The organism is Pullulanibacillus sp. KACC 23026 (assembly GCF_029094525.1).
In the GTDB taxonomy this organism is placed as follows: Bacteria; Bacillota; Bacilli; order Bacillales; family Sporolactobacillaceae; genus KACC-23026.
The window spans coordinates 1845118-1858186 of sequence record NZ_CP119107.1; the positions used below are offsets into that span (position 1 = coordinate 1845118).

Sequence of the window (13069 nt, forward strand, 5' to 3'; positions counted from 1 at the left end):
TCCTCCTTTTTCCATTAATTGTTATCAATCTGGGCACGCTGCAGCTTTTGGCTGTAATCCACATAGACACTCTTCCATTCGGTAAACACATCTAATGCGACCACACCCGAATCGCGATGGCCGTTGCCGGTGTGCTTCGTTCCGCCAAACGGCAAATGAATTTCAGCGCCAATCGTTCCGGCATTGATATAAACAATTCCGGTATCCAGATCCCGCATCGCGATAAAGGTTCGATTTGTATCGTTTGTAAAAATAGAGCTCGAGAGTCCATAATTAACCTCGTTATTAACCTCAATGGCTTCCTCTAAACTGGTCACGGAAATAATCGAGAGAACAGGTCCAAAGATTTCTTCACGGGCGACTCGCATTTCCCGGTTGACATTCGTGAAAAGAGTAGGGGCATAGAAAAAGCCATTTTGGCAATCGCCACTCTTTAGGATTTGTCCGCCGCACAGAAGGTTGGCTCCTTCCTCTTGACCGATTCGAACATATTCGTGAATCGACTTAAGCGCCGGTTCATTGATAACCGGACCAATCTGAACGGTTTCATCCAATCCATCTCCCATTTTTAATTCAGAGATGCGAGAGAGCAGGCGATTCTCGAGGTCCTCTTTGATGGGTTCGTGGACAATCAAGCGGCTGCAGGCTGTACATCGCTGGCCAGCGGTTCCAAATGCACTCCAAATAATGCCGTCGACAGCCAAATCAAGGTCGGCATCATCCATGACAATAATGGCATTTTTCCCGCCCATTTCAAGGCTCACTTTTTTAAACTGTTCTCCTGCTTTGCTTGAAATCGCTCGACCAACCTCTGTTGATCCAGTAAAAGAAACGATGTTGACATCAGGGTGTTCGACTAGAGCGGTTCCGACTGTACTTCCTGAACCAAAGACGAGATTGATCACGCCTTTTGGCACCCCGGCTTCTTCAATTAGTTTGACGAATTCATAGGCAAGGGCGGGTGTATCGGTGGCTGGTTTCCAGACGACGGAGTTTCCGCTGACAAGAGCGGGGAAGATCTTCCAACTGGCGATCGCAATCGGAAAATTCCATGGCGTAATAAGCCCGGCAACCCCGACTGGTGCACGAAAGCTCATCGCTTGTTTATTCGGCAGTTCAGAGGGAACGGTTTGCCCGACCAAACGGCGTCCCTCTCCCCCCATAAAGTAAGCCATATCAATCGCTTCTTGCACTTCGCCGCGCGCTTCAGCAATCACTTTCCCCATTTCAGAAGTCAAAAGCTGTGCTAACCGTTCTTTATTTTTTCGTAAGAGCTCCCCAATTCGAAAGAGGAATTCACCACGAGCCGGTGCCGGCACTAAGCGCCATGTTTTTTGCGCCTGAACGGCTGCTTGGACGGCTACATCAACATCCGCTTTCGATGACTCATAGATCATGCCGAGTACTTTTCTATTGGCGGGATTGACGTTTTCAACACTGCGGGTGCCAGAGCCTTTCTTCCAAACACCATTAATAAAATTCAGATAGGTAATCTCTGCGGTCATTGTGAATACCTCCTGTAAGTAAAATAAAAGGGCAGGGCTGTTCATGAAGGGGCTAGGGGGAATCAGTGAGGGAATGGTTGGCGGCTAACGGCGGTGGGTAGATAAAATTTTAATGGATAAAAAACGCCTATATGAACACCAACATCATATGTTAAAACGAGAAAATAGGTGCTTGCCTAGATTAGGTGAGATCGTGAAGAGGAAGAAAGCTAGGTATGACAGGGGCGAAAAATAGGTATAAAAAAAGCCCGGGCGACCGGGCTCTGGGCGGTGCATCATTCTGGAAGTAACAATGCTTATGTATTTTAACACGCTCTCGTACTAAAATACATAAGAAGAAAGACCCAATATTGTCAGTAAGAGAACGTTCAATGGGTTCGCCATTTTGCGTCTCTTTGAAGCGGGGTTAATAGAATAGGCTCAAGAATTTGCCAAAAGTAATTTGTAAGAGGGGGGACCCTCTTTATGGTACAATGGGGAATATTGAATCGGACTTGTTCGTATTAGCATGAAATGGTGAAAAAGAAGTCTTTGGAAGAAGGAGCCCCCCAATGAACCAACAGCTGACGATAAAACAAATAATAGAAAAATGCGGGACGGTCGCCTTTAAAAGAGGAGAAACCTTTTATCGTCGCAATCAAGTCGAAGTGACGGTATCAACTGCCGGTCATTGGGAAGCGATTGTAAAGGGGCAGGAAGTGTTTTATGTGACGGTCCTTTTGGATGAAAACGGCGACTATCTGGCCCAGTGCAGCTGTCCGAAGCTCGCTTCTGTTCACCAAGATTGTCAGCATATTGCCGCAGTTTTAATGGCGATAGCTGGCGAAAAGGAAAGGCAAAGACAACAGGGAGATCAAACGGTTATCACTCAGGAATTTTTCACCTTGTTTGATGGAAAAGGCGAGCGGCCATTTGCGAAACAACGGCATTTTGAAACAAGAAAGCTATTAGCCGCCGAAGTGTCGTGTCATGCCTTCACTAGAACTAATGAGGACAATGTGTTTGCCATGGGGTTGACGATCGAAGGCCGCCCTGTTACGGACCTTCGTACTTTCCTTGAAGAGTTGAAAGAGGGCAAGCGGGTTCAACTTGCCGACGGCCTTTGGGTCGATCTCCAGCAGCACTGTTTTGATCAAAAAATAAGTGAGGTACTGGAGCTTCTTCTGCAAATGACTAAAGGGACTGAGAAGAAAAAGGACGTTACTTCAAATCTTATCATGATCCCCCCTTTATCATGGCAGCCGCTCATTCAACTTTTACAGGAGACACGAACTGCTCGCTTCGTAGTCAAGGGGACCTCTTTCAAGGAATTATCAGTACATGATGGGCCTCTCCCTATTGAGTTTAAATTAATTCAATTGGAATCCAGCTATCGATTAGAAGTGAACGGAGTTGATAAGATTCACCTGTTCGATTCTTATCAAACGGCTGTGTGTCTAGGAAAGCTTAAGCTGCTAGAACCAGAAGACAGTAAGAGGCTAGGATCTCTCCTTCATATGTTTGAAGCAACAGGAGACGAGCCTCTCAATATTCCCGATGACAAAATTGAGTATTTTAAAGAAAACGTTTTGTTCCGCCTAAAAAAACTTGGGACGGTGAAGGTGGCTGAACGCCGCCAAGCAACGAAGCGCTCCTCATCTTTAGTCGCAAAGCTTTATTTGGATCGGATTAAGAATCGCCTGTTGGCCGGGCTTGAATTTCATTATGGCCATCATGTCATTCAACCGTTAGAAGATCGCGAGCTTCCTGCAGACGTTTTGCTTATGAGAGACCATCAGAAAGAGCATCAAATCCTTCAGTTGATGGAAGAAGGCCAGTTTGCGAAAACGGAGGGCGGGTATTATTTGCATCATGAGGAACTCGAGTTTACCTTTCTGACTCAAGTATTACCTAAGCTTCAAAAACGGGTTCAGGTGTACGCGACAACAGCGGTAAAAAATCGTGTTTCAACCAATCAGTTCAGACCACAGCTGAGAGTGCGTGTCAAAAAAGAACGCACCAACTGGCTTGAGTTTAAGTTTGAAATGAAGGGCATTTCAAACGAAGAGGTTCAAGACGTGTTACAAGCTTTAGAGGAAAAACGGAAATTTTACCGGTTGCGAAATGATACGCTTCTGTCACTAGAAACTCAAGAATTTGAAGACATTCAAAAGTTTTTACTGAAACCGCAAATCACGAGAAGTGAGCTGCTAGATGGTCTCGATTTGCCCCTTACTTCGAGCCTCCAACTTTTGGATTCAGTGGAGTCAGAGGGGATTTTTCAGCTTGAAGACTCATTAACGACTTTTCTTGAAAACTTAAGAAACCCTGAGAAACTGACCTATGAGGTGCCGGCAAAATTAGATACGATTCTCCGCCCTTATCAAAAACAAGGCTTTCAGTGGCTGAAGACCTTGGCTGAATTTGGTTTCGGCGGAATTCTTGCCGATGACATGGGGCTGGGTAAGACGCTGCAAAGCATTGCGTTTATCCTATCTGAGTTAAAAAATCTTCGGGAAACCAAACGGAAAGTGCTCATCGTCTCCCCTTCCTCCTTAACCTATAACTGGCTGCGTGAGTTACAAACTTTTGCGCCTGAGATCAACGCGGTTGTCATCGATGGAGTGCAGAAAGAGAGAAGGCGAGTTATTAAAGAAAGTCAGGATCACGAGGTTTGGATCACCTCTTACCCGCTCCTTAGGAGAGATAATGCCTTGTATGATAAGGAAATGTTTCATACGGTCTTTTTTGATGAAGCGCAAGCCTTTAAGAACCCTCTTTCGCAAACCGCCCGGGCAGTTAAACGCGTTCAGGCCGATCATCGCTTTGCTTTAACGGGAACGCCGCTTGAAAATGCGTTGGAAGAACTTTGGTCGATTTTCCATGTTGTCTTTCCAGACCTTTTGCTTGGACTGAAAGAGTTTAGTACGATGTCCCATAAACGGATCATTAAACGCATTCGACCATTTATGCTTCGTCGTGTGAAGAAGGATGTTCTGGATGAACTTCCTGCCAAACAATCAACACTAGAAGCAGTCGAGCTTCTTCCCGAGCAAAAAAAGCTTTATACCGCTTACTTAGCTAAGCTGAGACATGATACTTTGAAACACTTGGATCGTGAAACACGGCATAAAAATCGGATAAAAATATTAGCTGGCATTACCCGGTTAAGACAAATTTGCTGCCATCCCGGTTTGTTTGTTGATGGGTATCAAGGCCGATCATCGAAGCTTGCGCAGTTGCTGAAAATTTTAGAAGAGGCCAAACACGCAGGGCGCCGTGTCCTTATATTTTCACAGTTTACAAAGATGCTGAACATGATAGGACGTGAGCTTGATGAGCGTGGCTGGCGATTTTTCTATCTCGACGGTCAAACACCGAATGAAGAGCGAGTGGAAACGTGTCAAAGATTTAATGACGGAGAACGAGACCTTTTCTTAATTTCATTAAAAGCAGGAGGGACCGGCCTTAATTTAACGGGGGCGGATACCGTCATTTTATACGACACTTGGTGGAATCCAGCCGTTGAAGAACAGGCAACGGACCGGGCTCATCGAATGGGCCAAACCCGAGTGGTCCAAGTGATTAAGCTAATTGCCCGGGGAACCATTGAAGAAAAGATGAATGACCTTCAGGAGAAAAAACGAGAACTGATCGATGAAATGATAGATTCAAATGTCGGTGATCCAGCCTCCTATTTGACCGATGACGATTTGAAGGAATTATTATCGGTTTAAGACTTGCCTTTCATTTAATAGATGAGTTTGTGTGTCGATGCGATGGCGGAAATTGGCTACCAACGCGTGCCGAGGAATTGCCGTGGTGCTGACGATTCCGGGAATTAGGATTTGGGGGCGCGGTTTCCAAAATAAGGAATCGCGTGACGACCAACAAGGCAGCTAGATCTTTGGTTTCCAAAATAAGGAATCAAAGTTACCATAAAAAATTTGTGGTATCAACAATAGGTTGCCGTTGAGAAAAATGCGTACGAAAAAAGTGGCCGCAGCCCGAGAAATGGTGGGCAAGTGAAGTTTGCCCACGAAAACGAGCGAGATGAGAGCCAAAATGGTGGGTAAGAGAAGTTTGCCCACGAAAACGAGCGAGATGAGAACCAAAATGGTGGGTAAGAGAAGTTTGCCCACGAAAACGAGCGAGATGAGAACCAAAATGGTGGGCAAGACAAGCTTTCCCACGAAAAAGGCGCTGTCCCCAGAGAAGATGGTAGGCAAACTCCGATAACGAGCCGTGAAGGGCCGCGATCCCTGGAGTGTGGGATGGTCGTTACCATAAGAACAAGAAAAGGTAACGACCATACGTTATTGGCTGCCTATTGACAAGTTGAACTGTAATTGTTACAATTACAGTATATCCTGCAAAAATTGGAGCTCTTGTCATGATGTTTTGAGTGAGTGGATCACTGAACGAACTCGAACTCATTTTAATTGTATATATAATTGGATGACTTCTTTTTTTAATATTAAACTGTAATTTTATTTATTACATTTTTGGAATGCAGCATGATGGATAAGGAGTGTGGGTAAAGCATGGTGACTGTCTATACAACTTCAAGTTGTGCCTCTTGTCGAAAAGCAAAAGCTTGGTTTGAAGAACATCATATCGACTATATTGAGAGAAATATTGTAACGAGTCCACTGACGGTTGATGAAATAAAATCGATTCTTCGCTTAACGGAAGATGGCACTAACGAGATCATTTCAACGAAGTCCAAAACCTTTCAGGAACTGGATGTATCAGTTGAGTCTCTGCCACTGAGTGAATTGTATCAATTAATCATTAACAACCCTAAATTGCTGCGCCGGCCAATCATTCAGGACGAAAAACGATTGCAGGTTGGCTATAACGAGGAGGACATTCGCAGTTTCTTACCTCGAAGCCTCCGTGCGTTTGTTTATGACGATTATCAAAGAGCTGCCAATTAATATATAAGCTACTAGGATCATATAATAAATTAATTGAATGAAAAGGAGGCCAATAGATGGTCGAAGTATTTGTTACAGTGAATTATAAAGATAAAAACTATCTAACTAATGTGATTGTTAATAAGGATTTGACTTGGGGAACCATTAAACAAATCGCAGAAGAACAAGTCAAAAGACAGTGGGAAAATTAAACGAGATTCGGGACTGATCTAAGGTGCAAATCCATAATTACTAGGGTCTTTTTAAAGAACGCTGTTAGAAAGTACAAAAAGACTTTTTTCTTCTTTGTGTAAGATGAATGCCTCCTTTTTTATAAATAATGGACAAATGAATCTGTATTATTTATCATTACAGTATATGAGCTTAATAAACAAGAAGACCTTATTGAAATAAGGGATTAGGAGGCAGTCATGAATAGCGATTTTACACTTGCCGTTCACAGTTTAACTTATCTAGCCCTTCAATCAGATCGGATTTCAACAAGTGATGCTATTTCGGAAAGTGCCGGAGTCCACCCTGTACGCATTCGTAAAGTACTTAGTCTGTTGAAAAAGAATGGGTTTATTCAATCCAAAGAAGGAATTGGCGGCGGCTTTCTTTTGGCTAAAGATCTAAGTGACGTCAATCTTTGGGATGTCTATAAAATAACTTCTGAAGGAGCTCTGCAGCCCAAATGTCCTGACTCAAATGAACGATGTATTGTTGGGGCAAACATGCAAAGCGTCCTCTTTTCGATTTTCCTAGGTGCTGAAGAGCATTTAGGCAAGTATTTACAAGACTACACAATTAAAGATGTGATTGATCTTATTTATTTAAATAATAGTAAAAGTGAATTTTGACCAAAAGAATTGGAGTGTTTGCTCTAATTCTTTTTTTTCATGAAGGGGTACCACCCGTTTTTTAACATAAAACCCTCTCTAATACATTTTTTTGGAAGTTAAAACCCTGATTTTGTATCAAAAGTCTAACGTTGTAAATCTGCATTTTCCTGACGCAGCCCCTTCAAGGATAGAAAAGGCTATATGCTCTTTCATCTTTTAAAAATCAAAGGATAGGCTCTAATGGACATTATAGAAGTCTATAAAAAATTGTACTCTAGAACATTTTATCGAAATTAAACCCCTGATTTTCTAGGCTAGGTAGAATTTCACTATAAAATTTTGGGAATTTTAACATTTTTAAAAAATCAGTGTTAAAATATGGTTATAAACTAAAAGGAGGGATTTTTTTTAAAAAAAAACATATTTAGGAAATTGGGAATGGGGGTTTTTGCAACCGTATTGGCTTATGGTGTAATACAAAGTGCACCAAAAGCACATGCCGAGACAGTAAGCAACTCACCCGATGTAATTTCCAGTGCACACCATAAAACTAATAGAGCAGATACGTATTATGTTATTCCGCCAAAAAACTTTGATCCTCAAAATGCTAGTGATGCCGAACTTAAAACCTTTGGATTTCCTAAAAGGCCTAAAGATTCTAAACAGTTGTTATCATGGAAAGAAAGTATGAAGCACGCCAAAAAGTTTGTTGTACCAACGTTTACCAATACAAACAAAGTTAATGCTCAATACACTTATACATCTCCTAATTGGTCTGGATACGAACAAGAAGAGTACAGCACTCACCAATTTGATGATGTCGAATCTAAATGGACAGTTCCATCTGTTTCTAGTAGTAAAAGTAATACAGATTCGTCGGCATGGGTAGGTATAGGTGGTGACTCAAGTCTTAGTTCGACTTGGAAATTGATTCAAGCAGGAACAGAGCAGGATAAAGGTAGTTCCTCTACAAACTATTATTTTTGGCATGAGGAATTGAGCTATAGTGCTGGTAATCCTGAAGTTAAAGTTACCAGTATTGCATGTAGACCAGGAGATAATGTTCTTGTCTCAGTAAGTTATAGTTCGGGAGACGTTCACTATTTTCTTGAAGATACTACCCTTAATACTTATACTCAATTTACAGTCACAAATAAATCTGCTTATTACAAAGGAAATTCGGCTGAATATATTATGGAGAGACCTGAAATCGGTAATTCCTATAGTTACTTAGCAAATTATGATTTTACCTCTTTTTGGGGAGCTAGAGCCTCCTATTCTGGAAGTTCAACCATGTATACACCTGGTGAGTGGAGTTCAAACGGACATATTCTAGATAAGCTTAATATGAACGATGGAAATCTCTTAACGAGTACAGGCACTCTTTATAGTAAAGATTTCACTAATGATGCATTTGGAGTTACCTGGCAAGGCTATCATTAATCATTTCATAATCTTTGAAATTTGAGGTGATTACAATAAAAAAAACATTTGTATACGTACTTGTTTGTATACTCTGTATAACTGTATCAGCGTGTTCTCAAAAAAAAGAATATACCGAGATTGATAAAAACCAAGTGGATTTTATCATCATTAATAAATCTACCCCGGAAAGCAGTAATCCAGTAGTAAAAAAATTAACGGGTAAAGATATGGAGGGTTTAATAGATAAAATTCAAAAAGCAGAAAAGAATGTAATGAAGGATGGGAAGTATAATTGTCAAGGTTTATCAAAAAGATCAGTGATCTATTTGATAAATGTTGTTTCACTGAAGAATAATGTGCGAACATTTGCAAATACGGGGATCTGTGGCTCTTTATATGACGAAAAAAATAATATCTCTTTAAATTCAAAGATTCCAAGTCAACTAAATAAATATTTTAAATAGAAAAGTCACTTATGGGGGTACCACCAGCTTTTTGACATAAAACCCTCTCTAATACATTTTTTGGAAGTGAAAACCATGATTTTTCTACACTAAGCAGAATAATCATGGTTTTCATATAGCCTTTTTTTGATAACAATTTTATCATTTCCAAATAGTATCATATTTAACTAACGCTCACCGCTAGTCTCCATGCAGCGCAAAAACCAGCGCTACACCCATTAGCTTTGCAAACAACTTACAGGTTTTGGGAACGTTTATTTCGGCTTCACAATCTCTTAAAATCCCAACAGCCTTTTCTGGAACAGGGAGCTCATCAAGAACCTTCACCTTGGAGTTTGCATTGACTCGAGCGACAAAGAGATAGCCTTCTTTTACCCATATGTAAAAGTTTTTATATTTGATGTATCCTCGATCAAAGACATAGGTAGTATCCTTATCGATCACCAAATAGTCCACCCCTTCTTTATCCGATACAGCCCCTGTTGAAAGGATGAATTTCTCTGGATAGGCACTTTGACTATTGATTAAACAATAACTCATATGGACTTTGATTGAGTTCTTGTCTTTTTGAACGTACGCCCATTCTCCAGCTTTTTTAGGTAGACTAATCTCGCTTGCATCGACTAGGTTTAATTTTCCGATTTTAGGAAATGGAATCTCTTTTTGGTGGTGAAAACTCACTTGTTCCATGGATCTTAAGCATAAGTTTTTAATAAGATCTAAGGGTATCTTTTCGAGTTTTCTATGTAAAAAAGACTCATGAATTTCATCAAGATTTGTGAGTTCTCTCACCGATTTATTCACTCTTAAACTAATGACGATATCAGAAAGTGAAGGCAGATTGTTTTGAGGAATGAAGCTTTATGGCACGTAGCTATATTCCGACTGAGAACAAACAAGACATGAGCATATGGAGGAAATACGAAAACACTTTGGATTTTCTAATTTTACTGCTAAAACCTACCGTGTCATTTCTCGAACTATCTTTCCCCATGCCCTCGAAAATGGAAATGCTATCTATTTAATAAGGTTAACACTTGAGGAATTGAGAAAAAGAAAAAATAATCCCTCCTGCAATGACAGCCATTGAAAGATTGGTATGGGAGACATGGAGACGTGCAGAGGAAAAAGTCTACAACTTGATTTATAATCCTTTGTCTAATTGGCAAAAGCAACAATTCAAGCGGGTGGCCGCTGCCCGCCGGTTCAGAAAAACGATATTAGACCGCTGTGGATGGCGTATTGACAGGACATAAAGGAGAGATTAAAATTAATTAAAACTGACTAATCGGTTTTTTATTCTAGTGAAAAAATACGCGCGGTTTAATTCTTTGAATCGAGCAAGCAGATCGCCATTAAAAAGAGGCAGCCAGTTGCCTGACTGCCTCCCATTCATTTTATTTTGACGGACTTAATTGGTGGGTTGGTATAAGATTGTGTTTGACGGCTTTTCTTTTGGTGAGGTAGCGCTGTAAGAAATAAGACCCTAAAACATAGACGACAGCGAGTACCTGGAACGTCATCGTTTCAACTGTAGGGAAGACACAGAACCAAACTTGAGCCCAATTAGGAATGTCGAGATGGGCAATGGTTGTCGTACTCATCCAACCGGCTAATTGCATTTCTTGAACAGTTTCTCCGACCATGACTGCTAAAACGATAACTAAGAGAATGCCTGTTGCAATCAGCATCTTCTTATGCGGTAACCGCTTCTGTGCAAGAAAGGTTAGCACCCCAACTATTAAAGTTAAAGCAAACCCGATGAGTGCTCCTTGCAGAACAATCATAGACCCCACTTCTAATCTCAAGTTCTGAAGAAATAAGACGATTTCAAAACCTTCTCGATATACGGAGGTTAATCCTAAGATAAACAGCGACCAGAATGTTGCGGCTTGAACCATGTCACCTTGGCTAGAGGTAATTTTCTGCTTCTTTTGGTTGTGAAGCTTGATCCAGCCGGTCCAATACACCTTGTGAAAGAACCAATTTAAAATAATCAGAAGGACAATAACGGCCAAAATTCCTGTGAACGCCTGGATATTTAACTCAGAGGTATTAACAGCTGATATGATGGCAACGACAATAAACCAAGTCGCGATTGTTGCGATTAAGGAGGCACCAGCACCAAGGGAGATCGGCTTCCAGAGCGTATCTTGTTTTTTGCGGACGAGGCCGGAAATAATGGCCGATAAAACAAGGATGGCTTCCAAACCTTCACGAAAAACAAGAATGGCTGTATTTACAGTGGCAGCAAAGGGTGAAAGATTCTTTGCGGTAGGATCCGGATTTCCATGGAAATAGATGCCTTGCCAGATGATAACAGCTAGAACAATCAATATCGCAGAGGCTATTAGAATGCTTTTGACATTCACTGCTTTCTTAATCATTATGATCCTCCTTTATATGTAAGTGAAGATGATAATCATTCTCATTATCAATACATTCTCATTGTAAAAGAGGACAGTCTTCACTGTCAAGTTAAAATTCTGAAAAAAATGTCAAGGGGACCTGAGTCTGTTTTTTTTAAGACTAACGACGGTTTTGATGGAAAGTTTAGTCAGTTAAGATAATAATTAGAAAATATAAACTAAATAGGAGATCAAACATGAAAGCATTTGCAGTCTTTAAAAATAAGACTTTTACAAAGATGTTCATTGCGTCTTTTGCCTCAAGAATGGGCAGTGTCATCGGCATGTCGGCGTTTACACTTTACCTGCTTCATCGTTTTAGTACGCAGCCTTTTTATGCGACTCTGACAGAAATGATGTATTCCCTCCCGACTTTATTTTTATTTTTTATAGTCGGGGTTGTAGCTGACCGCCTTGATCGTCAACGGATTACCATCAACAGTGATTGGATTCGTGCAGTCCTGTCCTTTGGGCTAATCGGTGCTTTATGGCTTGGGTGGATTCCCACCATCTTTTTAATCCTATTCTTACGGGAAAGCGTCTCTAAATTCTTTGTTCCCGCCGAATCCGCGATTGTGCAAGGGGTGCTTTCAAAAGAGCATTATCAAGTGGCAGCTGGATTAAACCAAATGACGAATAGTTTATTTAATTTATTTGGCAGCGGGCTTGGGATCATTACGTACTGGACAGTGGGCATCCAAGGAGCGATTTTAGTCGATGCGATCAGCTTTATTGTCTCAGCGCTTTTGATTACCTCATGTAAGCTATCTAAAGAAGCTAGATTACCCAATGGTCCCCATAAAGTTAAGGATCTCAATGCAAGGTTTGTTTTACAAGATTTTAAGGCGGGCATTCGTTATATCGTCTCTAACAAACTCTTGTTATCGATTGTTGTGGGGTTTATCCTTTTTGGGGTTGTAAACGGCGGTTTCAGTGTCATGCCGATTTATATTCTGAAGTATAAGCTCGCCCCAACTAGTTATGAGGCGATGACGATCTGGTTAGGTGTCGTCTTTGGAGGCGGCCTTCTTATCGGCAGTGTGCTGGCAACTATGGTCGGTACTAAAATAAAGATGCATTGGATGATTTCTGTTGGAGTCTTATTTTCAGGCGTCTTTACGTTTTTAGCCTCTTTGATGACGAATCTCATTCTTTTTTTTACGATGATTTTCCTCCTGTCATTGGTTCTGCCCTTTATAAATGTTGCGATCGGCGGCTGGTTGCCGAGTATTGTCAGCCAAACGATGATGGGAAGGGTGCAAGGCTGTGTGGATCCGCTCATGATGTTTTCACAGACGCTGACCCTCGGAGGAATTGCTATCATGTTCCCAGCTGTATTGTCAATAAATGAACTATTTTGGGTGGTCGGCGGCTGTCTCGTGGCGGTGGGACTCTATTACATTATTATACTGCCTAAACAAGCCAGGAAATATGATGACAGCCAGCAGGCAGATGACCTTTTGGTAAAGATGGCGGCGATAACAGAAGACTAAGAGGCTTGGAGCGTTTTTCATAAATAAGGTGAAA

11 protein-coding genes are annotated in these 13069 nt (G+C 41.3%); 8 read left to right on the forward strand and 3 right to left on the reverse strand.

What is annotated here, in order from left to right; translation table 11 throughout:
- Positions 1 to 14: 14 nt before the first annotated feature.
- Positions 15 to 1505 (reverse strand): aldehyde dehydrogenase family protein, encoded by a 1491-nt coding sequence (locus tag PU629_RS08600; protein WP_275283860.1) that lies wholly within the window; start codon positions 1503 to 1505, stop codon positions 15 to 17.
- A 551-nt stretch (positions 1506 to 2056) separates the two neighbouring features.
- Here PU629_RS08600 and PU629_RS08605 point away from each other — a divergent pair.
- From PU629_RS08605 to PU629_RS08630, 6 genes are all read left to right on the forward strand, one after another.
- Complete coding sequence (locus PU629_RS08605) at positions 2057 to 5221, forward strand: DEAD/DEAH box helicase (protein ID WP_275283861.1); 3165 nt, start codon at positions 2057 to 2059, stop codon at positions 5219 to 5221.
- Between the two features lie 807 nt (positions 5222 to 6028).
- Positions 6029 to 6424, forward strand: a complete 396-nt coding sequence (spxA, locus tag PU629_RS08610) for a transcriptional regulator SpxA (protein WP_275283862.1) — start codon at positions 6029 to 6031, stop codon at positions 6422 to 6424.
- A 56-nt stretch (positions 6425 to 6480) separates the two neighbouring features.
- Positions 6481 to 6615 carry a BA3454 family stress response protein gene (locus PU629_RS08615; protein ID WP_275283863.1) on the forward strand — a complete coding sequence of 45 codons (135 nt, stop codon included), beginning with the start codon at positions 6481 to 6483 and terminating at the stop codon, positions 6613 to 6615.
- Between the two features lie 219 nt (positions 6616 to 6834).
- Positions 6835 to 7263, forward strand: a complete 429-nt coding sequence (locus tag PU629_RS08620; protein ID WP_275283864.1) for an Rrf2 family transcriptional regulator — start codon at positions 6835 to 6837, stop codon at positions 7261 to 7263.
- 420 nt (positions 7264 to 7683) lie between these two features.
- Entirely contained in the window at positions 7684 to 8688 is a 1005-nt protein-coding gene (locus PU629_RS08625) for a G1 family glutamic endopeptidase (RefSeq protein WP_275283865.1), read from the forward strand.
- Between the two features lie 134 nt (positions 8689 to 8822).
- Positions 8823 to 9134, forward strand: coding sequence for a hypothetical protein (locus PU629_RS08630; protein WP_275283866.1), 312 nt, complete (start codon positions 8823 to 8825; stop codon positions 9132 to 9134).
- A gap of 180 nt (positions 9135 to 9314) precedes the next feature.
- Here the strand turns inward: PU629_RS08630 and PU629_RS08635 are convergent, their stop codons facing one another.
- Complete coding sequence (locus PU629_RS08635) at positions 9315 to 9926, reverse strand: transposase (protein ID WP_275283867.1); 612 nt, start codon at positions 9924 to 9926, stop codon at positions 9315 to 9317.
- Positions 9927 to 10044: 118 nt separating this feature from the next.
- Between PU629_RS08635 and PU629_RS08640 the strand changes: the two genes are divergently transcribed.
- The gene (locus tag PU629_RS08640; protein WP_275283868.1) at positions 10045 to 10224 is read left to right on the forward strand and encodes a DUF4158 domain-containing protein; all 180 of its coding nucleotides are present in this window, start codon (positions 10045 to 10047) and stop codon (positions 10222 to 10224) included.
- 307 nt (positions 10225 to 10531) lie between these two features.
- Here PU629_RS08640 and PU629_RS08645 read toward each other — a convergent pair whose 3' ends face one another.
- The gene (locus PU629_RS08645) at positions 10532 to 11521 is read right to left on the reverse strand and encodes an FTR1 family iron permease (RefSeq protein WP_275283869.1); all 990 of its coding nucleotides are present in this window, start codon (positions 11519 to 11521) and stop codon (positions 10532 to 10534) included.
- A 218-nt stretch (positions 11522 to 11739) separates the two neighbouring features.
- Between PU629_RS08645 and PU629_RS08650 the strand changes: the two genes are divergently transcribed.
- Positions 11740 to 13035 (forward strand): MFS transporter, encoded by a 1296-nt coding sequence (locus tag PU629_RS08650; RefSeq protein ID WP_275283870.1) that lies wholly within the window; start codon positions 11740 to 11742, stop codon positions 13033 to 13035.
- Positions 13036 to 13069: the final 34 nt, after the last annotated feature.

Bases quoted from the DNA above. Each gene is read 5' to 3' on its own strand.
- PU629_RS08620 (WP_275283864.1), top strand. From the start codon at position 6,835: ATGAATAGCGATTTTACACTTGCCGTTCACAGTTTAACTTATCTAGCC.
- PU629_RS08650 (WP_275283870.1), top strand. From the start codon at position 11,740: ATGAAAGCATTTGCAGTCTTTAAAAATAAGACTTTTACAAAGATGTTC.
- spxA (WP_275283862.1), top strand. From the start codon at position 6,029: ATGGTGACTGTCTATACAACTTCAAGTTGTGCCTCTTGTCGAAAAGCA.
- PU629_RS08645 (WP_275283869.1), bottom strand. From the start codon at position 11,521: ATGATTAAGAAAGCAGTGAATGTCAAAAGCATTCTAATAGCCTCTGCG.
- PU629_RS08625 (WP_275283865.1), top strand. From the start codon at position 7,684: ATGGGGGTTTTTGCAACCGTATTGGCTTATGGTGTAATACAAAGTGCA.
- PU629_RS08615 (WP_275283863.1), top strand. From the start codon at position 6,481: ATGGTCGAAGTATTTGTTACAGTGAATTATAAAGATAAAAACTATCTA.
- PU629_RS08640 (WP_275283868.1), top strand. From the start codon at position 10,045: ATGGAGGAAATACGAAAACACTTTGGATTTTCTAATTTTACTGCTAAA.
- PU629_RS08600 (WP_275283860.1), bottom strand. From the start codon at position 1,505: ATGACCGCAGAGATTACCTATCTGAATTTTATTAATGGTGTTTGGAAG.
- PU629_RS08605 (WP_275283861.1), top strand. From the start codon at position 2,057: ATGAACCAACAGCTGACGATAAAACAAATAATAGAAAAATGCGGGACG.